19 protein-coding genes and 3 pseudogenes are annotated in these 23,840 nt (G+C 69.8%); 11 read left to right on the forward strand and 11 right to left on the reverse strand.

The window, feature by feature from the left end:
- The 3 genes and pseudogenes from GJ633_RS16985 to GJ633_RS03840 form a co-directional block, all read left to right on the forward strand.
- Positions 1–348, forward strand: a pseudogene (locus GJ633_RS16985) (hydantoinase/oxoprolinase family protein); the annotation flags it as partial.
- On the forward strand, positions 345–1,979 hold the full coding sequence (locus GJ633_RS03835; protein WP_321168899.1) for a hydantoinase B/oxoprolinase family protein: 1,635 nt from the start codon (positions 345–347) through the stop codon (positions 1,977–1,979). The pseudogene GJ633_RS16985 and the gene GJ633_RS03835, both read left to right, overlap by 4 nt.
- Before the next feature lie 171 nt (positions 1,980–2,150).
- Positions 2,151–2,624, forward strand: a complete 474-nt coding sequence (locus tag GJ633_RS03840; protein WP_156587321.1) for a universal stress protein — start codon at positions 2,151–2,153, stop codon at positions 2,622–2,624.
- A gap of 69 nt (positions 2,625–2,693) precedes the next feature.
- Here GJ633_RS03840 and GJ633_RS03845 read toward each other — a convergent pair whose 3' ends face one another.
- Complete coding sequence (locus tag GJ633_RS03845) at positions 2,694–3,758, reverse strand: hemolysin family protein (protein ID WP_156587324.1); 1,065 nt, start codon at positions 3,756–3,758, stop codon at positions 2,694–2,696.
- 121 nt (positions 3,759–3,879) lie between these two features.
- On the opposite strand from GJ633_RS03845, the gene fer reads away from it, so the two are divergent.
- Positions 3,880–4,542: a ferredoxin Fer gene (fer, locus tag GJ633_RS03850; RefSeq protein WP_156587326.1), complete on the forward strand. Its 663-nt coding sequence runs from the start codon at positions 3,880–3,882 to the stop codon at positions 4,540–4,542.
- A gap of 45 nt (positions 4,543–4,587) precedes the next feature.
- On the opposite strand, the gene GJ633_RS03855 is transcribed toward fer, so the two are convergent.
- A complete protein-coding gene (locus GJ633_RS03855) occupies positions 4,588–6,822 on the reverse strand; it encodes an OB-fold nucleic acid binding domain-containing protein (RefSeq protein ID WP_156587328.1) in 2,235 nt (744 codons plus the stop codon).
- Positions 6,823–6,938: 116 nt separating this feature from the next.
- Positions 6,939–7,557, reverse strand: a pseudogene (locus GJ633_RS03860) (YIP1 family protein).
- 128 nt (positions 7,558–7,685) lie between these two features.
- Between GJ633_RS03860 and GJ633_RS03865 the strand changes: the two are divergent.
- On the forward strand, positions 7,686–8,153 hold the full coding sequence (locus tag GJ633_RS03865) for a type IV pilin (protein ID WP_156587330.1): 468 nt from the start codon (positions 7,686–7,688) through the stop codon (positions 8,151–8,153).
- A gap of 104 nt (positions 8,154–8,257) precedes the next feature.
- Here the strand turns inward: GJ633_RS03865 and GJ633_RS03870 are convergent, their stop codons facing one another.
- Both GJ633_RS03870 and GJ633_RS03875 read right to left on the reverse strand, forming a co-directional pair.
- Positions 8,258–9,430 (reverse strand): Gfo/Idh/MocA family protein, encoded by a 1,173-nt coding sequence (locus GJ633_RS03870; RefSeq protein ID WP_156587332.1) that lies wholly within the window; start codon positions 9,428–9,430, stop codon positions 8,258–8,260.
- A 16-nt stretch (positions 9,431–9,446) separates the two neighbouring features.
- Positions 9,447–10,418 (reverse strand): sugar phosphate isomerase/epimerase, encoded by a 972-nt coding sequence (locus tag GJ633_RS03875; protein ID WP_156587334.1) that lies wholly within the window; start codon positions 10,416–10,418, stop codon positions 9,447–9,449.
- Positions 10,419–10,604: 186 nt separating this feature from the next.
- Between GJ633_RS03875 and GJ633_RS03880 the strand changes: the two genes are divergently transcribed.
- A complete protein-coding gene (locus tag GJ633_RS03880; RefSeq protein WP_156587336.1) occupies positions 10,605–11,498 on the forward strand; it encodes a PspA/IM30 family protein in 894 nt (297 codons plus the stop codon).
- Positions 11,499–11,584: 86 nt separating this feature from the next.
- Positions 11,585–12,610, forward strand: coding sequence for a hypothetical protein (locus tag GJ633_RS03885; protein WP_156587356.1), 1,026 nt, complete (start codon positions 11,585–11,587; stop codon positions 12,608–12,610).
- 30 nt (positions 12,611–12,640) lie between these two features.
- On the opposite strand, the gene GJ633_RS03890 is transcribed toward GJ633_RS03885, so the two are convergent.
- Together GJ633_RS03890 and GJ633_RS03895 are read right to left on the reverse strand one after the other, a co-directional pair.
- Positions 12,641–13,681: a dipeptide epimerase gene (locus tag GJ633_RS03890; protein ID WP_156587338.1), complete on the reverse strand. Its 1,041-nt coding sequence runs from the start codon at positions 13,679–13,681 to the stop codon at positions 12,641–12,643.
- A complete protein-coding gene (locus GJ633_RS03895; RefSeq protein WP_156587340.1) occupies positions 13,678–14,736 on the reverse strand; it encodes a DUF1611 domain-containing protein in 1,059 nt (352 codons plus the stop codon). Before GJ633_RS03895 ends, GJ633_RS03890 begins: the two co-directional genes overlap by 4 nt.
- Before the next feature lie 393 nt (positions 14,737–15,129).
- On the opposite strand from GJ633_RS03895, the gene GJ633_RS03900 reads away from it, so the two are divergent.
- Positions 15,130–15,672 carry a DUF4188 domain-containing protein gene (locus tag GJ633_RS03900; RefSeq protein ID WP_156587342.1) on the forward strand — a complete coding sequence of 181 codons (543 nt, stop codon included), beginning with the start codon at positions 15,130–15,132 and terminating at the stop codon, positions 15,670–15,672.
- On the forward strand, positions 15,669–16,421 hold the full coding sequence (locus GJ633_RS18200; RefSeq protein WP_197431223.1) for a helix-turn-helix domain-containing protein: 753 nt from the start codon (positions 15,669–15,671) through the stop codon (positions 16,419–16,421). The genes GJ633_RS03900 and GJ633_RS18200 overlap by 4 nt, the downstream gene beginning before the upstream one ends.
- Before the next feature lie 79 nt (positions 16,422–16,500).
- On the opposite strand, the gene GJ633_RS03910 is transcribed toward GJ633_RS18200, so the two are convergent.
- From GJ633_RS03910 to GJ633_RS03920, 3 genes and pseudogenes are all read right to left on the reverse strand, one after another.
- On the reverse strand, positions 16,501–17,457 hold the full coding sequence (locus GJ633_RS03910; RefSeq protein WP_156587344.1) for an A/G-specific adenine glycosylase: 957 nt from the start codon (positions 17,455–17,457) through the stop codon (positions 16,501–16,503).
- A 25-nt stretch (positions 17,458–17,482) separates the two neighbouring features.
- Positions 17,483–18,174 (reverse strand): annotated as a pseudogene (locus GJ633_RS03915) (hypothetical protein).
- A gap of 46 nt (positions 18,175–18,220) precedes the next feature.
- Complete coding sequence (locus GJ633_RS03920) at positions 18,221–20,257, reverse strand: ABC transporter substrate-binding protein (protein WP_156587346.1); 2,037 nt, start codon at positions 20,255–20,257, stop codon at positions 18,221–18,223.
- A 163-nt stretch (positions 20,258–20,420) separates the two neighbouring features.
- On the opposite strand from GJ633_RS03920, the gene fdhF reads away from it, so the two are divergent.
- Positions 20,421–22,589, forward strand: a complete 2,169-nt coding sequence (fdhF, locus tag GJ633_RS03925) for a formate dehydrogenase subunit alpha (protein WP_156587348.1) — start codon at positions 20,421–20,423, stop codon at positions 22,587–22,589.
- 3 nt (positions 22,590–22,592) lie between these two features.
- Here fdhF and GJ633_RS03930 read toward each other — a convergent pair whose 3' ends face one another.
- A complete protein-coding gene (locus GJ633_RS03930) occupies positions 22,593–23,060 on the reverse strand; it encodes a hypothetical protein (protein ID WP_156587350.1) in 468 nt (155 codons plus the stop codon).
- A gap of 110 nt (positions 23,061–23,170) precedes the next feature.
- Here GJ633_RS03930 and GJ633_RS03935 point away from each other — a divergent pair, with 110 nt between their 5' ends.
- On the forward strand, positions 23,171–23,488 hold the full coding sequence (locus GJ633_RS03935; RefSeq protein WP_156587352.1) for a DUF5785 family protein: 318 nt from the start codon (positions 23,171–23,173) through the stop codon (positions 23,486–23,488).
- Positions 23,489–23,840: the final 352 nt, after the last annotated feature.

A 23,840-nucleotide genomic window follows, 5' to 3' on the forward strand; every position in this document is an offset into this window, starting at 1 on the left:
GCGACGCGCGAACGGTTCGCCGACGCACACGAGAGCGCGTACGGCTACCGGGCCGACGAGCCGGTGCAGCTCGTCACCTGCCGCGTGACGGCGACGGTACCGCGGGAGCGCCCGCGGTCGCGTACGCTGCCGCCGACGGCGACCCGCAGACGGGAACTCGCGCGGCGACGTTCGCGGACGACACCCGCGAGGCGCCCCGTGTACGAGCGCCGGCGGCTGTCCGTCGGGCGGACGCTCGAGGGCCCGGCGATCGTCGAGCAGGACGAGAGCACGGCCGTCGTGCCGCCGGGGTGGGACGCTCGCGTGCGTGACGACGGCGCGCTGATCGCGGAGGTGACCGCCGCGTGAGCGACGATATCGACCCGGTCACCCTGGAGATCCTCCGAAACCAGCTGGAGAGCGCCGCGGCCGAGATGGGACACGTACTCATCCGGGGGGCGTACTCGCCGAACATCAAGGAGCGACAGGACTGCTCGACCGCGCTCTTCGACGCCGCGGGCCGGATGGTCGCGCAGGCGGAGCACATCCCGGTCCACCTCGGCGCGATGCCGGACGCGGTCGAGGCGGTCCTGGAGAAGGACCCCGGGCCGGGCGACGTCTTCGTCGTCAACGACCCGTTCGTCGGCGGGACGCACCTGCCGGACGTCACGCTCGTGTCGCCGATCGCGCCAGCCGACGAGGTCGTCGGCTACGCGGTGTCGCGGGCGCACCACGCCGACGTCGGCGGCAGCGCGCCGGGGAGCATGCCGCCGGGCGCCCGCGAGGTCTACGAGGAGGGGCTCCGGCTGCCGGCGGTCCGGCTCGTCGACGGGGGTGAGCCGAACGAGGCGGTCCACGAGCTGATCCGCGCCAACGTCCGGACGCCGAACGAGCGGATGGCGGACCTACGGGCCCAGCGGGCCGCGAACGCGCGCGGCGAACAGCGCGTCGGCGAGCTGTTGGACGAGCACGGTCCGCGTCTGCTCGACGCCTTCGACGCGGTGATCGACTACTCGCGCGAGCGCGTCGAGACCGAACTCGCCGGCCTGCCGGACGGGACGTACCGCGCGCGCGACGTGCTCGAAGGCGACGGCGTCACCGACGACGACGTCCCGATCCGGGTGGCCGTCACGCTCGACGGCGCGGCGATCGACGTCGACTTCGCGGGGACGGCAGATCAGGTCGCGGGGAACCTCAACGCGCCGCTGTCGGTGACCAAGAGTGCGGTGTACTTCGTCGTGCGCGCGGTCACCGACCCGGAGATTCCCCCGAACCACGGGTGTTACGAGCCGGTGTCGGTGTCGGCGCCCGCGGGGTCGCTGCTCGACCCCCGTCCCCCGGCGGCGGTCGTCGGCGGCAACGTCGAGACGAGCCAGCGCGTCACCGACGTGACGCTCGCCGCGCTGGCCGAGGCGGTTCCAGACCGGATCCCGGCGGGCGGGCAGGGGACCATGAACAACCTGATCGTCGGCGACCGGGCCGGCGAGTTCACCTACTACGAGACGATCGGCGGCGGGTTCGGTGCGCGCCCCGACAAGGACGGGATGGACGGCGTCCAGGTCGGCATGACGAACACCCTCAACACCCCGGTGGAGGCGTTAGAGACCGAGTACCCACTCCGCGTGGAACGGTACGCGCTCCGCCCGGGCAGCGGCGGCGACGGGCGGTACCGCGGCGGACTCGGACTCGAACGGACGGTGACCGTCGAGACCGCCGCGACCGTCTCGCTTCTGACCGACCGCCGGCGGACCGCTCCCGCGGGCCTCGACGGCGGCGAGGACGGGGCGGTCGGCGAGAACCGCGTCGACGGCGAGCCGGTCCCCGCGAAGGCGTCGATCGACGTCGACGCTGGCGCGACCGTGACGGTCCGGACTCCCGGCGGCGGCGGCCACGGCGACCCCGCCGAACGCGACCCCGACGCGCGGAAACGTGACCGTCGGAACGGGAAGATCGAGGACGGATCGACGGGACCGGAGCGCGCTGAGACCCCTGATCGCTGACGACGGCAGGCGGGACATCTCCGACGCCTGCGGTCGAAGATGTCCCGAAGTGTCCCCGACGCCTGCGACCGAGATGGTCCCTGACACTCACGGCCGGGCGTAGCCGCGTCGGCCACGCCCCGCGCTCCCGCACCGACAGCGTATTTACGCCCCGGCCGTGACCGTGGACGTATGACCCTCGTCGTGGTCCCGGTTCGGTTCCCTCCGTCGTCGCACTCCGAGGCGACCCTGCGCGAGGCCGCTCGCGTCGCCGAACAGCGGGACGCAGACCTCACCGTCCTCCACGTCGACCTCTACCAGAACTCGGGCGGCGTCTCTCGCAGTGACCTCAAACGCGCCGTCGAGGAGCGGATCGGGCGACTCGACCGCGCGCGGTACGTCGTCCGCCGGGGCTTCCTCGTCGAGGAGACGATCCTCGAGGAGATCGTCGCAGAGGGCGCCGACGTCGTCGTCATCGGCTCGAAACAGGCCGGACGCTGGCGGCGCATGGTCCAGAAGCTGCTCTCCGACCCCGACATCGACGCGTTCCTCCGCGGCGAACTCAACTGCACCGTGATCACCGTCAACGCAGACGGCAGAACGACGAGCACCGAGTCGGGTGAGAGCGCCGACGACCCCCCGATCCCCGACGACGGCGACGACTGAGGTAGCGACCGACGAAGACCACTGACCGCGACGGCGGCACCGGTCGCGAACGCTTCGACGACCGTCAACTCAGTTCGACGTCCGTCGGTCGAGCGGGTCCTCGAGTTCGCCCATGACCGCTTCGAGCGCGTCGGTCGCGGTGATGAGCCCGACGACGTCGCCGTCGCGGAGGACGAGCGCGAGCTCCTGGTCTTCCGCCTGGAAGCGGTCGAAGGCGTCGCTGACGTTCGTCTCCGCGGCGACCGTCATCGGCGGCGCCGCGATGTCGGCGAACGCGACGTCGCCGTCCCGCAGTTCCTCGAAGTGGTCGACGATGGACGGGGCGTAGACGATCCCGCGGAAGTCGGTCAGGTCCTCGCCGACGAGCGGGAATCGGGTGTGGGGCGTCTCCCGGATCCGGTCGAAGTTCTCCTCGGGGGTCGCGGTCGTCGAGAGCGCGACGATCTCCCCGGCCGGAACCATGATCTCGCTGACCGGGATCTCGCCGACGTCGAGTGCGTTGAGGACCTCGTCGCGGCGCTCGTCCGGCACCTCGCCCTCCTCGAGCAGCGAACCGAGGCGGTTCCTGAGCTGCGCGCGCGACTCGATCACGTCCTCTTCGGTCTCGAGCCACGCGCCGGTCATCTCGATGCCGAACAGCCTGAGCGTCCCCTTGGCGACCCCGTCACCGAGCGAGATGATCGGGGAGATGAGCCAGTTGAACCAGTAGAGCGGCGTCGCTCCGTACCGGGCCACCATCCGGGAGCGCTCGACGCCGAGGTAGGTCGGCGTCTGCTCGCCGTGCGTGAGGTGGAGGAGGTTGATGATGCCGAACGCGATGAGACCGCCCGCGCCGATCGACGCGAGCGCCGTCCCGGCGAAGAACGGCTCGAAGAGGAGCGCCAGCGCGGGCTCCGCCACGATCCCGACCGCGATGCTGGACGCGGTGATCCCCACCTGGCAGGTCGTCAGGTAGAGTTCGAGATCGTTCGTCATCTCCCACGCCCGTTCGAGCGCCGGGTTGCCGTCGACGAACTCCTCCTCGGTGAACTGTCGGGCGCGGGTCAGCGCGAACTCGATCGCCACGAAGAACCCGTTCGCCAGGATCAAGAGCACGCCCGCGACCAGTCTGAGCGCGATCTCGAGCGGGGTCATCGGCTCACGCTTTCCGACCGAGACGTATATAAGTGGTCGAAGGCGACCGCGCCGTCTGCGCGTCCCGACTGCCGGCTTGTGAGACGTTTATGTGTCTCACGCACCTACGGCCCGACACCGAATGGTCTCGCCGTTCGAGGTGTTGGACGTCGACGAGGACGCCGACGAGGCGGCCATCGAGCGGGCGTACCGCGAGCGCGTGAAAGAGACGCACCCGGACCAGGGCGGGACGGTCGAGGCGTTCCAGCTCGTCAGGCGCGCCTACCGCGAGCTCGACGAGCGCGACCGGAACGGAACGGGCGACGACGCGCCCGGCGACGGGACCACCGCCGACATCGACCTGACCGAGGACGGGGAGGCCGCCGAGGTCGATCCAATCCGCGTCGAGTTCCTCGATTACGAGGTCCTCACCGACTACGGGTGGTCGCTCGACGACGACGACCTGTTCCGGAAGGCGTCCCACGCCGACCTCGGCGAGACCGAACACGGCCGCCTGCTGGTCCAGCCCGACGAGAGCCTGCTCGAGGCGGCCGAGAACCGAGGGTTCGGGTGGCCGTTCTCGTGTCGCGGCGGCGCCTGCGCGAACTGCGCCGTCTACCTCGTCGAGGGGGAGATCTCACAGCCCACCGACCACATCATGCCCGACGACCTCGCCGAGCGCGGGTTCCGTCTGTCGTGTAGCGGCTACCCCCTGAGCGACGAGCTGAAGGTCGTCTTCAACGTGAAGCGGCGGGACGAACTCGACGACCTCGTTCTCCCGCCGGGACCGTTCACGCGGCGATGACCCGACGCCGCCCGGTCGGATCGCAGCGAACGCAACGCGCGCGCCTCAGAACTGTTCGGCGACGGCGGTGACGACCGCGTTCTCGACGGCCTCCCGCTCGCCCGCGAGGAACTCGATCTTCCCCTCCCGGACGCCAGCGGTGGCGACGTCGGCCCCGGGGGCGAGTTCGGCCGCCCGGTCGGCGACCGCCCGGATCGAGACCTCGCCGGTCGTGCGCACGTACAGCTCGTCCGTCCCGATTCCGACCGTCGCGTACGCCTCGCCGTTCGCCTCCCGGCGGTGGAGGTCGTCCAGAAGCAGCGGCGTCGGCGGAAAGTCGTACCGGTGGGTGTAGCCGTCGGTGTCCAGGATACCGAACTCGATCCCGTCGACCGCCTCGACGACGAGGTTGGCGGTCGCGGTCTCGATCTCCGTCTCCAGCTTCTCCCGGAACTGCTCGGAGACGTGCGCCGCGAGGTTACCGCCGTCCTCGAACAGCAGGTCGGCGACCAGTTCGCGTTTGTCCTGGTACGACTGGTAGTACGCCTCCAGGGCGACCGCCTCCCGGAGCTCCGCGACGCGCTCGCGGTCGTACCCCGCCTCGCGCGCGAGGTCGACGTAGCGGTCGGGCGTGTCCGCCCAGTAGCTCACCGCCGGGAGGTGACGGAGGTCCGCGCGGACCTCGTCGTTTATCGCAGACCCCAGCGACGCGGCGAGCGCCCCCGTCGAGAGGTCGTCGTCGACCGACGCCAGCTCCGGCGAGACGAGCGTGTCGACCGCCTCGCGCGTCTCGGCGTCCGCGACGGCGGCGTCGACGACGACCGCATCGACGCCGTACACCGACAGCAGGTCGATCCCGTCGGCCGACTCGACGGTGGAGCCGGTGCCGACGAGCAGGAACAGCGGCAGCTTCTCGTCGTGGCGGTCGCGGTCCTGGAGCATGCGCGTCGCGTCGTTCGTCGCCGCGTCCATCCCGTACACCGGGTCGTCGAGCGGTCGACGGGTGAAGTAGTGATACTCCGCGTCGCTCTTGGCGTGTTCGTCGCGGATCAGCGGGAGGACGGCGCGCTCGACCGCGGCGCCCGCGACGTAGCCGTCGGCGGTCGCCGGGTGGCGGACCACGATCGGTCGCGACTCGAGGACGGCCCGGCGGACCGCCTCGGCGGCGTCGAGCAGCCCGTCGGCGAGCGCCGCGACCACCTCGTCGCCCGCGAGCGGCTGGAGGCCGTCGGGACGCGCCTCGGCGGTGAGCGCCTCGGCGAGTCGGCGGCGGACCGTCTCGGCCGCTTCGTCCTCGAGGAGGACGAGCGCCTCGGCCTCGACCTGCACGTCGCCGCGGTGGCTCTCGACCGTCCCGTCGACCCGCACGACGTCGCCGACCTCGACGCTCGGGTACGCGCGGACGCCCGGCTCGACGAACGCCGCGACGTCGACGACTCCGGTCTCGTCGCGGACCTCGAAGACCGTCGGCCCGCCGGTCTGTCGGACGCCGACGACCTCGCCTTCGATCCGCACCTCGTCGTCGACCGCGCCGCCGAGCGAACCGACCTCGACCCGCTCGGGCGCCGAATCGTCCGCGTCCGCCGGCGTGGTGGCAGTGTCGGCTTCGACCGACTCGGTCGCTTCGGGTTCCGCGGTATCGTCCTCGACCGACTCGGTCGATTCGGGTTCCGCGGTATCGTCCTCGACCGTCTCGGTCGGTTCTGGTTCCTTGGATTCGACTTCGACCGTCTCGCTCGCTTCGGATTCGACCTCGGCCGCGTCGGTGGCCTCGACGGTCTCGCCGGGTTCGGCGTCCGCGTCCGCCTCGGGCGGCTCGTGGGAGGGTTCGCTCGCTGCGACCTCCTCGTCTTCTGCGTCTTCTGCGTCTTCGCTCTCGTCGTCCGCGTCTGTGCTCTCCGCCTCCTCGTCCGGCTCGTCGGGGAGGTACTCGGTGTCGCCGTCCTGGACGAGCGCGCCGCGGAACTCGCGGTCGGCCTGCCGGATCGACCAGCCGAGGTCGACGTTCCCGTTGTCGCGCACGCCGGTCACCTGGACGCACACCTCGTCGCCGGGCTCCCACTCGAGGCTGTCGAGCCGCTGGTCGATCTCGGACCGATGGAGGAGGCCGGTGACGCCCGGGGCGAGGTCGACGAAGACGCCGAACTCGGCGTAGCCGTCGACGACGCCGCGGTAGAACCGGCCGGGGACGAGCTGGTTCGGCGAGTCGCCGCGGAAGTCGAACACGGCGTCTTCCTGGTGTGAGTCGCAGATGCGACCGCCACCGTCGACGTCAACGCCACAGATGATGCAAGATCCCATTTGAGTACACCGAGCGGCTCAGGCCTAAAACGGTTGTCGAAAGCCGGCTGACAGCCGACGAGTGCGGCGCGGCTTGAGCCGACCCGAACCGGCGCGCGTCGATCTTTCGACCGTCGTCACCCGAACAGCACGGGCCGGACCGACGCGATCACCCGGTACCCGACGCCGTACCCGAGAACCGCGGGCGGGAGCCCGGCGACGAGCGTCCGTATCGGGCTCGTCCCGTGCACGGTCCGGAGGCCGATCAGGAGCAGGGCCGTGGCGTACGCGCCGCAGACGACTCGCACCGCGGGCACCGGGGGGCCCGGCGAGCGCCATCGGCGCGCTGGCGTACGCGACGACCTGGACGGTCTCGCTCACGCCGCCGCGGTCGCGGACCTCGACGCCGTCGTCGAACTCCAGGCAAGCGACCAGCACCGACACCGTCGCGACCGCGGCCGTCAGGTGCAGCCCCACCGGCGCGCCCAACGCGACCACCACGAGCAGAGCGACGAGCGCCGAGACGGGGACCGACTCCACGATATTCGGAACCGCGCTCGGGTCGGCGGCCATCCACCCCAGCGTGAACGTCCCGGCGACCGTGACGGCGAACGTGAGCGCGAGCGCCTGGTCGCCCGCCGAGACGCCGTTCGCGAAGAGGCGCCGCGGGCTGACGAGCGCCGCCCACCACGCGCCGACCAGCCCGCGGGGGCCGCGGGCGCGGCCGCCGGTCGGCTCGTCGATCCACGAGGTCACGTCCCTCCCTTCGAACGGGCCGCATAACGGGGTTCCGATCCCCGTCGGCGGTCCCGAACCCCTTCGAGTATCGACTCCGATAATCTGCGCGGAAACGCTTATACTCGCCGCCGCGGAGGTCGGAGCGAATGAGCGCCTTCCGGAACGACGACAGGGGATTCACGCCGATGGCCGGAACCGGTCTCCTCGTCGGGATCGTGGTGCTGCTCTTGGCGACGGTCGGCGCCGCGATGTTCGGGTTCATCGAGGGCGTCGCGCCCCCGGATGCGGAGTTCGAGGCCCAGCAGGCGGACGGTGACCTCGTCGTCGTGGCCCTGGGACCGGACCCCGTCCCGGCCGAGGAGCTCCACGTCCGCGGCGAGGACCCTGACGGGGACGTCCAGTTCGGCAGGTGGCCCGGAGACGGGGTCGTCCGACCGGGCGACCGCGTGACCGTCCCCAACGCGACTGGCAACGAGCAGTTCGACGTGGTCTGGGAGCCCGTCGCCTTCGACACGCGCGAGACGCTCGGAAGCTACGACGGCGAGGACTCGGCGGTCGCTAAATGGAGCGAGGGGCGATCCGGTCGGGACCCGCTCGGCGCCACCGCTGTCTGACCGGCGGCCGGGTCGCTGGCGGCGGACTCCGACGGGCCGGGTCGCTGGCGGAGGACTCCGACGAGCCGGACCGCTGACCGCGTCGACTCCGACGGGCAGCCGCCTCACCCGACGGACACCCACTCCCCGCGCTCGTCGGACCGCTCGATCGCGTCGAGGACGCGCTGGACCGCGTACCCCTCCGCGAACGACGGCGAGAACGCCTCACCCTCGGCGACCGCCGAGAGGAACTCGTAGCTCTCGTGGACGAAGGTGTGCTCCCAGCCGAGGACGTGTCCGGGGGGCCACCAGCGGTCGACGTAGGGGTCCGACTCGTCGGTGACGAGCACCGTCTCGTAGCCGCGGTTCCCCGCTCGGAGCACCTCCAATTCGTTGAGCCGTTCCAGAGAGAACCGCAGACTCCCCGCCGAGCCGTGAATCTCGATCGTGTGGTCGTTCTTGTGGCCGGTCGCGAAGCGAGTGGCCTCGAAGTTTCCCACCGCGCCCGACTCGTAGGCGACCTGCGCGGTGTAGGCGTCGTCGACGGTCACGTCGCGGTACTCCTCGACTGTGGCGTCACCGTCGCTGTTGTCGCCGTCGCCGTCGTCACTGCCGTCGTCGGCGTAGACGGGACGCTCGTCGACGAACGTCCGCAGGTGCCCGGAGACGCGGGCGACGCCGCCGACCGCGTCGCCGACGAGGAAGTTCGCGAGGTCGATCGTGTGCGCGCCCAGGTCGCCGAGCGCGCCGGAGCCCGCCATGTCGGCGTCCAGCCGCCACGCCCACGGCGCCTCGGGATCGGCGAGCCAGTCCTGGAGGTACCGCCCACGGACCTGCCGGACCTCGCCGAGCTCGCCGTCCTCGATCAGTCCCTTCGCGTATTGGATCGCGGGGACGAACCGATAGTTGAACGCGGTGCCCGCGGGCACGTCCGCGTCGGCGGCCGCGTCGCGCATCGCCTCGGCTTCGGAGAGCGTCGGCGCCAGCGGTTTCTCACAGAGCACGGGCACGCCAGCCGCTAACGCGGCGATCGACGGCTCCGCGTGGACGTGGTTCGGGCCGAGGTTATAGAAGACGTCCACCTCGTCTATCGCCGCCTCCCAGTCGGTCGCCGTGTGCGCGAAGCCGAGCCGCTCGGCGGCGTCCGCGAGGGCTCCCTCGTCCCGTCCGACGAGCGTGTGGCGCTCGATCGCGGGAGCGTCCGGGAAGAACATCGGAAGCCGCGCCAGCGCGTTCGCGTGCGCCTTGCCCATGAACCGGTACCCCAGTACGCCGACCTGTAGTGGTTCCTGTGTCATGATCGGATCCTCCGTCTCACTCCGCCCAGTAGGCGTCGCCGGGTCGCGTCTCGAAGACGGCCCGATCGAGCACGTCCACGGCCTTCTCTAACCCCTCGCGTCCGGAGGTGAGCGAGTCCTCGTGTTCGATCGAGAGCGCGCCCTCGTAGCCGACCATCCGGAGCGTCGAGACGACGTCTTTCCAGTGGGCCTCGCCGTGGCCGTAGCCGATCGACCGGAACAGCCACGAGCGGTCCGCCTCCTCGGTGTAGTCGGTCGTGTCGAGGACGCCTTTCACCCGGCTCTCGGCTTCGTACACCTTCGTGTCCTTGGCGTGGACGTGGTGGATCGCGTCGTGCTCCCCGAGGAACCGGATCGCCTCCGGCACGTCGATTCCCTGCCAGTAGAGGTGCGACGGGTCGAAGTTCGCTCCGATCCGCTCGTTCGTCGCCTCGCGGAGCGCGACCATGCCGGTCGGCTCGTAGACGAGCATGTTCGGGTGCATCTCGATCGCGACGTCGACGCCGTGGTCGTCGGCGTGTGCCGCCAGATCGCTCCAGTAGGGAACCGCCACCCGCTCCCACTGGTACTCCAGCGCCTCGGCGTGCTCGGTCGGCCACGGCGCCGTGATCCAGTTCGGCGTCGAGTCCCCGGGCGCACCGCCGGGAAGCCCGGAGAAGCAGGTCACCGTGTCGACGCCGAGCTGGTCGGCCAGCTCGACGGCCTCTCGGAGCTCGCGGTCGGCCGCAGCCGCGCGCTCCTCGTCGGGGTGAAGCGGGTTGTTGTGCGTCGCGAGCGCGGAGATCCGGAGACCGTGGCCGTCGAGCAGGTCGCGGAGCGCCGCCTGCGCCTCGTCGTCGCCGAGCAGCGCCTCGCGGTCGACGTGGTCCGCTCCGGGCCAGCCGCCGACGCCGAGTTCGACGGCGTCGACGCCGATGTCGGCGAGGTACGCGACCGCGTCGTCGATCGATTCGTCGCCGAGTGGAACCGTCAGTACGCCGATGTCCATGGCCGAGACGAGAACAACGCACCGAATAAATCTTCAGGAACCGACGGCGCGAGGGGGGCCGATATCGCCGAGCGACCGAGAGGCCCCTCGCCGTGCCGAGCGAACGAGGGCGATCCGGGGGTCTCACCGCCAGAACACAGGATCGAACCACATGAGGTTTTAACGGGTGGAGCGTGTATGACGGGTATGGGAATCCTCTCGCGTGCCTCCTACGTCATCCGCTCGAAGGTGAACGCCCTCCTCAACCGGGCCGAGGACCCGACGGAGTCGCTCGACTACTCGTACGAGCAGATGCGCGACGAGCTCCAGGACGTCAAACAGGGGATCGCCGACCTCACGACCCAGAAGAAGCGCCTGGAGATTCAAAAGCGCAAGCTGGAAGAGAACGTCGAGAAGCACAACCGCCAGGCCCGCGAGGCGGTCCAGCAGGACCGCGACGACCTCGCGCGGAAGGCGCTGGAGAAAAAGAAGTCGAAGATGAACCAGATCGAGGAGCTGGAGGGCCAGATCGCCGATCTGAACCAGACGCAAGAGCAGCTCGTCGAGAAGAAGAACACGCTCCAGAACCGGATCGAGGAGTTCCGGACCAAAAAGGAGACGATGAAGGCGCGCTACGAGGCCGCGGAGGCGTCCTCGCGCGTCTCGGAGGCGATGACCGGCGTCGGCGACGAGATGGAGGACGTGAGCCGCTCGATCGAACGTGCCGAGGAGCGCACCGAAGAGATGGAGGCGCGTGCGGAGGCCATGGACGAGTTGGAGGACTCGGGCGCGTTCGAGGACGCGCTCTCGGACAAGGACAACATCGACCGCGAGCTGGAGGAGCTCTCGACCGACAGCGAGGTCGACGCCGAGCTGGAGACGCTCAAGGGCGAACTCGGCAAGGCCGACGCCGATAGCGAGACCGAGGCCGAGAGCACCGACGAGGAGATCGACGCCGAGCTGGACGACCTCGAGACTGAGATCGATGGAACCGCGGCCGACGGCGACGGTTCGACGACCGACGGAGACGGCGCGGTGACCGACGCGGAGGTCGAAAGCGAGCTCGAAGAAATCCGCGACGAGAACGGCGACAGTACGTGAGCACCGAGGTCGGCGAGTCGGTCACCGGTGACGACGCTGACGGTGATGACGCTGACGATGACGACGCCGGCGGTCCCGCAGACGGGATGGAGCAGCGCCTCGATCAGGGGCGGCTCGTCTCGCGGGTCCTGCTCGGAGCCGACCGCCGGCTGGTCGCGGCGGGGATCCTCGCCGTCGTGTTCTGCGCCGTCGTCGCCGCCGGCGCGCTCCATCCAGTTCCGGCCGGCAGGCTGCTGGCGCGCGGGGACCCGAGCGAGACGATCTTCAACGCGCTCATCGGGTCGACGATCACGGGCGTGACCATCGTGTTGACGCTCTCGCAGCTGATCCTCTCGCAGGAACTCGGGGCGGTGGGAGACCAGCGCGAGCGCATGGACGGCGCGTTGCGGTTCCGCGAGGACGTCGCGGATGCACTCGACCGACCGGCGACGCCCGCGGAGCCGGCGGCGTTCCTCCGCGCGCTCGTCGAGGGGATCCGCGATCGGGCGCTCGATCTGTCGAGCGCGGTGGAGACGGGGACGGACGGCGATCTCACGGACGACGACCGGGCGGGGATCGACGCCTACGTCGAGGCGGTCGCCGGCGACGCCGACGCGGTCGCCGACCGCCTGGCCGGCGCAGAGTTCGGCACGTTCGGCGCGCTCTCGGCCGCGCTGGAGTACAACTACTCGCGGAAGCTCCACGACGGACAGCTGCTCCGCGGGCGGGACGGCGACCGGCTCCCCGAGGCGGCGCGATCGGAGCTCGACCGGCTCTTGGAGCTGTTGGAACTGTTCGGGCCCGCCCGCGAGCACGTCAAGACGCTGTACTTCCAGTGGGAGCTCTCGAACCTCTCGCGGGCGCTGCTCGTCGTCTCCGTGCCCGCGCTGGCGGCGGCGATCTCGGCGCTCGCGTTCCTCGACCCGCGGGATGTCACGACGGCGACGCTCGGCGTCGACCACGCGCTGCTCCTCGTCGCCGGCGCCGCGACCGTCGCGATCGCTCCGTTCGCGCTGCTTCTGTCCTACGTGCTCCGAATCGTCACCGTCACCAAGCGGACGCTCTCTATCGGTCCCTTCGTGTTGCGCGACGACGAGGGGTCGTTGCTCCGCGACGAGCGTGCGGACGACTGAGCGGCCGATTGGGCGCCCCTCGTCGCCGGATCACGACGGTCGCGCGCCGGTTCCGGCCAGATCACGTTCAGCGAGCCGGATCTCGCCGCCCGTCAGGTCGACGCCGTCGTACGGGTCCTCGGCGAGCAGCAGCGACCCGTCGAGGTCGGCGTAATCGAGCAGCGGGGCGAGCTGGGCGGCGGCGGCGATCGACGCGTTCGACTCGATCATGCAGCCGCACATCACCTCCAGCCCGTGGGCGCGCGCGGCGGCGATCATGCGCCTCGCCTCGAGGAGGCCGCCGGTCTTCATCAGCTTCAGGTTCGCGATGTCACAGCGGTCGGCGATCGCGGAGACGTCCGTGAGCGTGACGCACGACTCGTCGGCCGCGATCGGGAGCGCGGAGCGCTCGTAGGCGAACCGGAGCCCCTCGGGGTCCTTGGCGGGAACGGGCTGCTCGACGAACTCCACGCCGTGGTCGGCGAGCCACTCGCTCTTCCGGACGGCCTCCCGCGGCGTCCACGCCTCGTTGGCGTCGACGCGGAGCCGGGCGTCGGGCGCGGCCTCGCGGACCGCCGCGACCAGCTCGCGGTCCCGGTCGGTGCCGAGCTTGAGCTTGAGTATCGGATAGCCGGCCTCGACCGCCGCGGCCGCCTTCTCGCGCACGCGGTCGGTGTCGTCCAGCCCGATCGTGAAGGAGGTCGCCGGCGCCGCCGCCGCGTCGAGCCCCCACAGCCGGTGGAGGGGAACGCCGAGCCGCTTGGCGGCGAGGTCGTGGACCGCGATCGAGACGGCCGCGCGGGCGGCCGGGTTGTCGTTCACCACCCCGGCCATCTCGGCTTCGACCGCGTGGAGCGCGTGCGGGTCGCCGACGCGCTCGACCACGTCGAGCAGGTCCGGCAGGACCGCCGCGACCGTCTCCGCGGTCTCGCCGTAGCGGGGCGCAGGCGCCGCCCCGCCGACCCCGGTCGTCCCGGCCTCGTCCGTGATCCGGACGATCACGTTCTCGGCGGCGGTCTGTGTCCCCCGCGCGATGGTGAACGGGTTCTCGAGCGGCATCGAGATCCGCTCGAACGCGGCGTCGAGCGTCATTCGGCCCCGAGCCCCGCGTCGAGGAGCGCCTCGACGATCCGGTCGGCGCCGTGCCGCACCGGATCGGTCGCGGGGACGCCGGCGGCGTCGGCGAACTCGGAGACCGCCGCGGCGGCCGCGTCGTCGTCCGCGAGGTCCTTCGTGTTGACCGCGCCGGCGACGACGGCGGTCTCGTGGATCGGGTCGGCGAGCCCCTCGTAGCAGTCGACGTACTCGTCGACGGGCGCGATGTCGAACGACTCGTAGCCGTGGATCGCCTCGCGGCCCGCGGCGTGACAGAGCACGAGCCCGTCGGGCATCGCGCCGTGGAGGATGCCGCAGGTGACCGCCGAGTAGGCGGGGTGGAGGATGCTCCCCTGCCCCTCCACGACGAGGAGGTCGTGGTCGTCGCCGACCTCGACGAGCATCTCCTCGACCGCGCCGGCGGCGAAGTCCGAGACGACGCGGTCGATCGGGTTCCCCCACCCCGCGATCATGATCCCGGTCTGGCCGGTCGGGACGAAGGCGGCGTCGATCCCCCGCTCGCGGGCGGCCGCGACGATCTCCAGCGAGGCGGTCATCTTCCCGACCGAGCAGTCCGTGCCGACGGTGAGCACGACGTCGGCGTCGACGTCGCGGGACCCGCCCGTCGCGACCGTGAGGTCGTCGTCGGGCTCGCGCACGTCGCGGAGTTCGACCCCGTGCTCGTCGGCGAGCGCGGCCAACGCCTCGTCGTCGTCGAGGAAGTAGTGGAGCCCGCTCACCACGTCACAGCCCGCCTCGATCGCGGCGCGCACGTCGCTCCGCCACGACTCGTCGAACCCCCCGCCGATGGGCGCGATCCCGATGTAGAGGGCGTCGAGGTCGCCGTCGGCGGCCGCGTACGCGTCCGCGAACGACGCGACGATCGGCGCGTCGTCGACGTCGGGGACGTGGTCCCGTACCCGGTCGCCGGCGCGGTCGCGGTCGAGGACCGCCCGCACGTCTTGGTCGCCGTAGCGTATCACGCCGAGTGCGGTCTTCGCGCGGTCGGGAAACTTCTCGTGAGCGAGGACGGCGATCCGCTCGTTGCTCATGGCGGTTGGTCGTCCCAGGTAAGCTTAAAGGGGTCGAGGACCGGTCGACCGACGGGCTTGCCGATCACGCATCATACTCCCGGCGGTGCGGTGGCGTCGCCGGCAGTAGAGCCGCCGGCTGCCCGTGACGCGTCGCGCCACGCTGCTTGCATCGCCTACGGCCTCCTCCTCCTTCGGACTGGGGCTTTGGAAGTGCTCACCGCAGTCCCCCTCGCCCGGCCAGCAACGACACCGTTCTCATCGTCCCACTAGTAGTCTGCAGCGACCGGCTGTTTCAGCCCATCTCATGTCTGAAAGATGGAACTTCAACAGAGCCAGAACGGGTTCGGTAAGCGAACCTGGCCCAACATGTTGGGATAATCGACAAGAGATATCTCGATGATGCTGAGTGTGATGTCACAACAGGAGTGCAGTACCGGCGAGGTCCGTGAACAGAAAGTAACCGCAGAACGTGACGACGAGTTCGTGGTTTTTCACATTGGGATGCGGATCAACGCGTTCTGGAAGATACACCGGTGGCTCCCCTTACTGCTCGTTGCGCCGCGGATGGTCCGTGAACTCATGGATAATCCGGAATCGGGATTGTTGGGTAGTCGAACGGTGCTGGGGCCGGGAGTTCGCCATATTGGGTTCGTTCAGTACTGGGAGTCGTTCGAGTCGTTGCGAGCGTATGCCCGCGATGGTGACCGGTTACATTACCCGGCCTGGCAGGAATACTACCAGCACGGAACCAAAGCGGATGCTGCTGTCGGGATCTGGCACGAAACGTATCTGGTGAGCGAGGGAGAGTACGAGACGGTGTACAACAATATGCCCGCACACGGGCTTGCCGCGTGCGACGACACCGAAATTAACCCTGCAAAGGAGCAACGGACGACGGCGACTGATCGGTTAGCGTCGGGTCACGGTCCAGAGGACCCAACGCATCCGCCGTGATCTCCCGAAGACAGGAGAATCGGTGGATTTTGACTGTGAGTTCGGGCATAACGGACGAGGCGCGTTTTCGTTCCGAGACCAGTAACGCAAAGAGCGGAATCGATCTATGGGAGATGAACATGATTCGTGCGCGCTTCCGCATGGTCCTGTCCGAGGATATCTGGGTCAGCGAGGTATCACGATCGTTTCCAGGCGCGACGTTCCGGTTACTCACCGGTGTGCCGAAGGGCAGTCGTGCGCTCGAACTCGGTGAAGTGCGGGCCGAGAACCCGAAGCAGGTCACCGATGCCGTCCGAGGCCACGCAGACATCTCCGCGTACGACCAGTTGTACATCGACGACCAGCGAGCCATCGGGCAGTACGAGGCCGACGAGAAGAGCCTCTACGAATTCCTCTGGGACTCCTCGCTCCCGCCCGAGTTCCCGATCACCGTCGAAGACGGGGAGATGGAATTTGCCCTGACTGCGACACAGGACCAGTTCGAAGCGTTCGGCACAGCACTCGACGATACCGGACGCCAGTACGACCTACTGACGCTCGTCCACACTGATGAGCAGGATACCTTGTTGACTGACCGACAACGAAAATACCTGACGGTCGCACACCGCCGTGGCTACTTCGAGGTACCACGGGAGTGCACTCTCGCTGAGCTGTCAGACGTACTCGGCGTGGACAAATCGAGTGCCAGCGAAACGATTCGACGCGGTGTAGACCGTATTATCACGCAATTCATCGTGAGCCGTGACTGATCGTTACGACGACTCCGAGCTGTCAGACACCGTGACGGAGAATCCAGAAAGCCCACGGTCGGTTCGTACGCGGGAACCGCTATCTTCGAAGGCGAGCGATTGTGTTCCCTCCGGCCTTCTCAACCGCCACTAACCCATCCTCAGCCAAATCCGAAAGGAGCTCACGGAGCCATTCACGTCCGTGTTCACCGTCCGGATCGTAGTCCACACGAATCCGGTGTCCGAGATCGTCGAGGGTCATCTCGTCGTGTTCGCCAAGTACCCGAACAATTCGCCCGCGAAACTGCCGACGGCTCCCTTCGAAACTCGGCTGCGTTGGCACGTCGGGCGCGGTAAAGTCGCCCGTCTGGTAGGCGTGACACCACTCGCGCCACGGGCATCCTTCCTCGTCACACCGAGGCGTCTTCTGGCACGCGACTCCGCCGAGTTCCATGACCGCGTTGTTCCACACCCGTGATTCTCCCTCGGGCATGAGCGCGTTCGCGACGGTCTCGTAGTCGGGATCGTCCGCAGTACGTATCTCTTCGAACGCGCGGTAGAGCACCCGCTTCACGTTGGTGTCGACGACCGCGTCGCCGTTGTCGAACGCGAACGACGCCACCGCGTTGGCGGTGTACGGGCCGACGCCCATCAGTTCCCGGAGCTCGTCGGGAGAGTCGGGGAACTCGCCGTCGTACTCCGTCTCGACCTGTTTGGCGGCCTCGTGGAGGTACTTCGCGCGGTTGTTGTACCCGAGCGAGTGGTCCGACCAGAAGGCGACCACGTCGGCGCGGTCGGCGGCGGCGAGGTCGGCGGCGGTCGGCCACTCGTCGAGGAAGTCCTCCCAGGCGGCGACGACGCGGTCGAGCTGCGTCTGCTGGCTCATCACCTCGCTGACGAGGACCGCGTACGGGTCGTCCGTCCGGCGCCACGGGAACTCCCGGTGGTCGTCCTCGTACCACCCGATCAGCGCGTCGCGGACCGCGTCGAGGTCGGCCGGGAGGGCGGGGACGTCCGCGTCGGCGTCGACGGCGGAGACTCCGTCCGGGTCGGTCATGTCCACCGGTCGGGGCGGTGTCGGTTTATCCGTGATGGTTCCCGGCGAGGGATCGGGGATCGCGGTCCGGGCCGGGGTACTCGCCGCCGACGACGTCCGGGTAGAGCGCCGCCGGCGAGAACACCGTCGCGAACGCGCGCGGCTCCCGGACGCTCACGGGGAAGCGGTCTCGGAGACCGACGGCCGCCCGCGCGCTCGTGAGCGACTCGTCGAGACTCACGACGTGCATCGCGCCGCCGCGGTAGGCGGACCCCAGCGCCGGGTGGTCGCCGGCCGGGTGGACGACCGGGTCGCGCCACCGCTCGACGACGGCGCGCCAGTCGGCCGCGAGGTCGCGTCGGCGAGCGCTGCGACGACAGCCTCGGCGTCGGCCAGCAGCGGATCGCTGGCGACGAGCGTCGTCCACGAGTGCGAGCGCAGCCCGTCGAGCGCCTCGCGAGACGCGCCGCCCGCGAGGAGGTCGGCCGCGAGCACGTCGGCGTCGGCGACGACGCGGGCGGGGCTCGGCTCTGGGGGGTCGGTCGGCGCCGCGTCCGCGTCGTTGTCCGCCTCGGCTGCCCCGGCCGCGACCGCCTCGTCCGCGGGAGATCCGTCCGCGGGAGTCCTCTCCACCGGCCTCCCGTCTGCGCCAGCGCGCCGATCCGCGAGCGCCGCACACACGGCTTCCTCGTCGACGTCGTACCGGGCGGCCCGCTCGAACTGGTCGCCGATGGTCATCGGCCCGACCCTCGTCGTCCACGGGTAATGACCTTGTGGCTCGCGGTCACGCGTCCGCCGCGACCCGTTCCAGCAGCTCGACGGCGCGGTCCGGGTCGTACTCGTTCGCGGGGCGGACCGCCGCGTCGAGGGCGTCGGCGTCGGCGGTCCCCGGGCCGCGGGCGACCGCCGGGAGCGGCGTCCACGCCGGCCGCGCGAATCCGCCGGCCGCCGCCGCGGCGATCGCCCGCCGCGGAATCAGGTGATTGACCGCCCGCCGAAGCCGCGGGTCGTCCCACGGCGCGACGTCCACGGGGTACTGCACACACTCGTACCCGCCCGTCTCCGTTCGGTGGACGCGGAAGTCCTCGTCGTCGTCGAACGCGACGAGGTCGGCGGGCGACAGCCCGTAGGCGACGTCGACGGTCCCGTCGCGCAGGGCCGCGACCCGATCGGCGGCGTCGACGAGGACGTCGAGTTCGATCCGATCGACGACGGGGCCGTCCGGAAACGACTCGCCTCCGTCGAACCACTCGATCGCGTCGACGCCTTGCTTCCGGACCCAGTACTCGTCGACGGCGTCGTACGCGGCGGATCGCCCGTCCTCGAACGACGAAAGCGCGAACGGTCCCGTGCCGACGGGGGAGACGCCGGCGCGAGGGTCGATCTCACGAGCCGCGCCGGCGTCGGTACGGTCGACCGTTTCGATCTGTGCGGCCGAGAGGACGGGAAGGCGCGACAGGGTCTGGAGGGCCGCTGCGTCCGGTACCTGCGCGTACAGGTCGACGGCGTACTCGTCCACGGCGACCGCTGCCAGCAGGGTGTCGGCGATCTCCGGCATCGCCGGCGAGCGCGCGCCGCGGCGGTACGTCGCGACGACGTCCTCGGCCGTGAGTTCGCGCCCGTCGTGGAAGGTGACTCCCTCGCGGAGCGAACACCGGTAGCGCATCCCGTACGTCCCGTCCGCGGCCGCCGCCGCCGCGTCCGACGCGAACAGCACGCGGACGCGGTCGTCCGTCTCCGGGTCGTCGTCGGGATGGCGGACGACGACACGCGCGGCGTCGCCGGGCGTGTCGACCTCGTCGGCGTCGACCTCGCGCATGTGTTCGGCGTACGCTCCCCGGTCGACGTCGGCGACGTCGAGAAGGTCGATATCGCGCGCGAGCCACGGTCGGACGGTCCCCCGGCGGCCGGTCGCGGCGAGCGGCTCGAAGAGGAGGGACTGCGCCAGCCGCGAGGCGGTGTCGACGCCGCGGGTAGGGTCGAACGAGGCGATCGGCGCGGCGACGACGCCGCGGAGCGTTCCGCCCTCGACGCGGTCGGCGGGGCCGGTATCGGCTCCGCCGGACGTCTCCGTCTCGTCGTCCGTCCGGTCGATCCACGCGACTCGCTCCGCCGCCGGGTCGAACGCGGCGTGCCGGTACAGCCCCTCGGGGAACGGCCACACGTCGAACCCGTGGACGGCGGGACCGGTGACGGCCGTCTGGACGTCGAAGTGGGTCACCGAACTGTACCGCCGATCCGCGAGCGCGCGCCAGACCGCGTCGTACCGCTCGGCCCGGCGCGTCTCGTCCGCGGCCGCGTCCGGGGTGAACCGCGCCGCGTCGATCAGGTCGTCGAGGGCGGCGTCGCCGGCGCCCGTCGCGTTGCAACACCCGTCGGCGCCGGCAGTGTGGTTGAGCGGTCGACAGAAGTCGTCGGGATCGGACGTTCCCGACACGCCGAGAGAGGGAATCGCCCCCTCGTCGTCGGCCGCCGGGTCGAGGACGCGGTCGACGTGCGCCTCCCACGCGCGGGTCTCGACGCGGACGTCGAAGTAGCCGGTCCGCTCCATCGACGCCGCGATGCGCTCGACCGCCCGCACGCGGTCGTCGTTGTCCCCGTTGACCTGGAACCGGACGGCGAGCGGAAACGGTCCGTCGCCGTCGGCACCGATATCGCCGTCGTCATCGGAGCCGACGGCGAACCCCGGATCGAGGGCCCCACATCCGGCGAGACCGGCCGTCCCGCCCGCGCTGAGCGCGGCCAGGACCCTGCGGCGACCGACGCGCCGGTGCCCGCGTGCTCGTCCGACGGTTTCGCGGTCGTCGTCGTAGCGTGACATACCACCGTCTGCCGCCGGGTAGTATAATCCGTTTCGAATCCGCCCGTAAAAATTAGTGATGACCTGAAACGTCGGCGGGACCCGACGGCGGTGCCACCGATACACTCATGCGTCAATAACGATAGATCGTGTGGTATGGGCACACACGACGGCGGTGAAACCGATGTCGAGTGAGCCGGGCGAAGCGAGCGATCCGGTGAAGACGATCTGTCCGTACTGCGGAGTCGGGTGCGGGATCCAGGTTCGGGAGGGCGACGAGCCCGGCGAAATGCGGTTCATGCCCTGGGCCGACGCTCCCGTCAACGAGGGGAGCATCTGTATCAAAGGCGGCGCGGCGACGGAGGTCGTCGACCACGAGGACCGGCTGACGGACCCGCTCATTCGGAAGGACGGCGAGTTCCGCGAGGCGACCTGGGCGGAGGCGTACGACCGGATCGTCGCCGAGATGGAGTCGATCCGTGAGGCGCACGGCCCCGACGGGATGGGGTTCTTCGGCTCCTCGAAGACGTTCAACGAGGAGAACTACCTCATCCAGAAGCTCGCGCGCCGGTACGGCACCAACCAGGTCGACAACTGCACCCGGATGTGTCACGCCTCCACCGTCTGGGCGCTGCGGACCAGCCTCGGGATGGGCGCGATGACCAACAGCATGGCCGACCTCGAGGCGGCGGCCGACGTGTTGTGGATCCAGGGCGCGAATCCCGGCGAGCAGCACCCGATCGCCAACAGCCAGTACTTCCGGCAGGCCGTCTTAGAGGGAGCGACGGTCGTCCAGGTCGACCCGCACGCGAACAAGACGACGCGGTCGTTCGATATCGAGGGGACCGAGCGTCACATGCACCTGCAGCTGGAGCCGGGCACCGACATTCCGCTTTTGAACGTCGTCCTCAAGACGATCCTCGAGCGCCACGAGGCGGAGCCCGACGCGGGCTGGATCGACGAGGCGTTCGTCGAGGAGCGCACGGAGGGGTTCGAACACCTGCAGGAGACGCTCGCAGACTTCGACAAGGCGGCCGCCGCCGCGGAGTGCGGCGTCGCGCTCGAGGACATCGAGCTCGCCGCCGAGAAGTACGCGATGGCGAACAACGCCGCTATCTTCACCGGGATGGGGATGAGCCAGCACACCTGCGGCGTCGACAACGTGCAAAACGAGATCAACCTCGCGCTGGTCACCGGGAACCTCGGCCGGCCCGGGACCGGCGTGAACCCGCTGCGCGGGCAGAACAACGTCCAGGGCACCTGCGACGTGGGCGCGATGCCGAACGTCCTCCCGGGGTACCAGCTCGTCGACGACGACGACGCGAGAGAAAGCGTCGAGGAGGTGTGGGGCTTCGAGATCCCCGACGAGCCCGGGCTGACGAACGTCGAGATATCCCACGCGATCGGCGACAGCGTCCACGGGCTGTACGTCATGGGCGAGAACCCGATCATGAGCGAGCCCGACGGCAACGCGACCGAACGGCGGTTCCGCGAGGACCTCGAGTTCCTGGTGGTCCAGGACATCTTCATGACGGAGACCGCCGAGCTCGCGGACGTCGTGCTGCCGGCGACGACGTGGGCCGAGCGCGACGGCACCGTCACCAACACCGACCGCCGCGTCCAGCGCATGCGCGGCGTCCACAAGGTCCACGAGAACACGAAACACGACCTCGAGATCCTCTGTGAGGTCGGCACCCGGCTGTTTGATGAGGGGTTCGACTTCGACGCCCCCGAGGAGGTGTTCGAGGAGCTGCGGGAGGTGTGTCCGATCATGCACGGGATGACGTACGACGCCCTCGGCGAGACGGGGCTCCACTGGCCCTGCTACGAGGAGGGCGACGAGGGCGACCAGTTCCTCTACGAGGACGCCTTCGAGACCGAGGACGGCCTGGGCCGGATCGAGGGCGTCGTCCACCAGGAGCCGAAGGAGACGCCCGACGAGGAGTACCCGCTCGTGCTCACCACCGCGCGGCTCGAAGAGCACTACAACACCGGGACGATGAGCCGACGCTCCCCGACGCTGTCGCGTCAGCAGCCCGAGAACTTCGTCGATGTCCACCCGAACGACGCCGAGCGTTACGGGATCGAAGACGGTGACTACGTGACGCTCAGGTCTCGGCGCGGGGAGATCACCGTCAGGGCCGACGTCACCGAGGACATCAAGGAGGGCGTCGTCTGGACCACGCCGCACTTCGCGGCCGCCTCCGCGAACCGGCTCACCAACGACGTGCTCGACGAGCGCGCCAAGATCCCCGAGTACAAGGCCGCCGCCGCGGAGATAGAAGTCGAGATCGAGCCCGCGAGCGACGAGGGAGCCTCCGCGGACGACGACCCCGCCGCCGCGGACGACTGACCGCTACACCGTCTCGTCGAGTACCGTCTCGTCGCCGTGGCGGACGCCGACACGGTCCGGGACGGGCGCCTCCGAGAACGCGACGGTGACGGAGTACGGGTGCGTCTGCGCGACGTCCGGACACCCGTCGCCCTCCCAGTCGGGTTCGGCCTCGGCCTCGATCCGGAGGCGGAGGATGCCCTCTTCGAGTGCCGCCTCGAGCAGCGCGGCCCGGAAACACCGCCGAGCCCCGTCGAGGATCCATCCTGCGACGACCAACCGCGGCGGGGCCTCGTCGAGGTGCCGACGCAGTTCGGCGGCGTCCATCGGTCCGTTGTCCGGTCCCGGCGGCTCGCCGTCGTACTCGCGGTGGAACGTCACGTCGGCGCCGTCGACGTTCTCGGGCACCTCCCCCCACGGCGGGGTGGGACACCCCGCGAGCGAGGCGGTCGAGACGGCGGCCGCGGACGCGAGGAGGGCCCTGCGGCGCATGTCGCGGGACACGCGGACCGGCGTGAAGTGTCTTGTGCGGTCGGGGGCGCGGCCGCGTTCCCCCCCGCCGCATCCGAAACCACTATCCCCGATCCGGCGAATTTCCCGGTATGGACTGGCCACACGACCCCGACGGCGAGGAGGGGAGCGAGGGCAGACGGAAGTACGGGCACGCGGTGCTCGCAAAGAAGATCGACGAGGACGAGGACTTCCCGCTGTCGGCGAGCGAGTACGTCGAGCAGTACGGCGACCATCCGGTCCGGATCGACTACGAGACGGTCGTCTCCGTCGAGGAGATATTCGAGAACGTCGAGCAGGAGGAGTTCGCGGACTTCGTCGAGTTCCACCAGGAACTCGGCCGCGTGATGCGCGAGGCCGGCTACTGGTTCTACGAGGGGGCCGACGAGTTCGTCGGCGAGACCGCCTGAACAGGCGGCTCTATGTGCCGTCGTCGGTTGTCTGCGGATCGGTCGACGATGGCGCGAGACACGTCGGACGTGGTCCGGTCGGTTGGTTATAATCGAGGGTGTCGTAGAACGCGTCTCACGCCGTTTTATGTCATAGCGGGACTGCTGAATCAGCTATCACATCGTGTGTGCTAGTTGGTACGATTAGAGTTGTGTGGTTGCTGGCCGGGCGAGGATGGCTGCGGTGGGCACTTCCAAAGCTCCAGCCGCTCAACCGTGCGCAGTTGCTACCGCGGAGCACACTCACAAAGCCCCAGCCGGGAGGACCTCCGAAAGACGGTCCTGCTCGCTTCGCTGCGCGGGCTGCGACTTT

Origin of the sequence: Halorubrum sp. CBA1125 (genome assembly GCF_009742825.1) — an archaeon.
In the GTDB taxonomy this organism is placed as follows: domain Archaea; phylum Halobacteriota; class Halobacteria; order Halobacteriales; family Haloferacaceae; genus Halorubrum.

Bases quoted from the DNA above. Each gene is read 5' to 3' on its own strand.
- GJ633_RS03840 (WP_156587321.1), top strand. From the start codon at position 2,151: ATGACCCTCGTCGTGGTCCCGGTTCGGTTCCCTCCGTCGTCGCACTCC.
- GJ633_RS03845 (WP_156587324.1), bottom strand. From the start codon at position 3,758: ATGACCCCGCTCGAGATCGCGCTCAGACTGGTCGCGGGCGTGCTCTTG.
- fer (WP_156587326.1), top strand. From the start codon at position 3,880: ATGGTCTCGCCGTTCGAGGTGTTGGACGTCGACGAGGACGCCGACGAG.
- GJ633_RS03855 (WP_156587328.1), bottom strand. From the start codon at position 6,822: ATGGGATCTTGCATCATCTGTGGCGTTGACGTCGACGGTGGCGGTCGC.
- GJ633_RS03865 (WP_156587330.1), top strand. From the start codon at position 7,686: ATGAGCGCCTTCCGGAACGACGACAGGGGATTCACGCCGATGGCCGGA.
- GJ633_RS03870 (WP_156587332.1), bottom strand. From the start codon at position 9,430: ATGACACAGGAACCACTACAGGTCGGCGTACTGGGGTACCGGTTCATG.
- GJ633_RS03875 (WP_156587334.1), bottom strand. From the start codon at position 10,418: ATGGACATCGGCGTACTGACGGTTCCACTCGGCGACGAATCGATCGAC.
- GJ633_RS03880 (WP_156587336.1), top strand. From the start codon at position 10,605: ATGGGAATCCTCTCGCGTGCCTCCTACGTCATCCGCTCGAAGGTGAAC.
- GJ633_RS03885 (WP_156587356.1), top strand. From the start codon at position 11,585: ATGGAGCAGCGCCTCGATCAGGGGCGGCTCGTCTCGCGGGTCCTGCTC.
- GJ633_RS03890 (WP_156587338.1), bottom strand. From the start codon at position 13,681: ATGACGCTCGACGCCGCGTTCGAGCGGATCTCGATGCCGCTCGAGAAC.
- GJ633_RS03895 (WP_156587340.1), bottom strand. From the start codon at position 14,736: ATGAGCAACGAGCGGATCGCCGTCCTCGCTCACGAGAAGTTTCCCGAC.
- GJ633_RS03900 (WP_156587342.1), top strand. From the start codon at position 15,130: ATGTCACAACAGGAGTGCAGTACCGGCGAGGTCCGTGAACAGAAAGTA.
- GJ633_RS03910 (WP_156587344.1), bottom strand. From the start codon at position 17,457: ATGACCGACCCGGACGGAGTCTCCGCCGTCGACGCCGACGCGGACGTC.
- GJ633_RS03920 (WP_156587346.1), bottom strand. From the start codon at position 20,257: ATGTCACGCTACGACGACGACCGCGAAACCGTCGGACGAGCACGCGGG.
- fdhF (WP_156587348.1), top strand. From the start codon at position 20,421: ATGTCGAGTGAGCCGGGCGAAGCGAGCGATCCGGTGAAGACGATCTGT.
- GJ633_RS03930 (WP_156587350.1), bottom strand. From the start codon at position 23,060: ATGCGCCGCAGGGCCCTCCTCGCGTCCGCGGCCGCCGTCTCGACCGCC.
- GJ633_RS03935 (WP_156587352.1), top strand. From the start codon at position 23,171: ATGGACTGGCCACACGACCCCGACGGCGAGGAGGGGAGCGAGGGCAGA.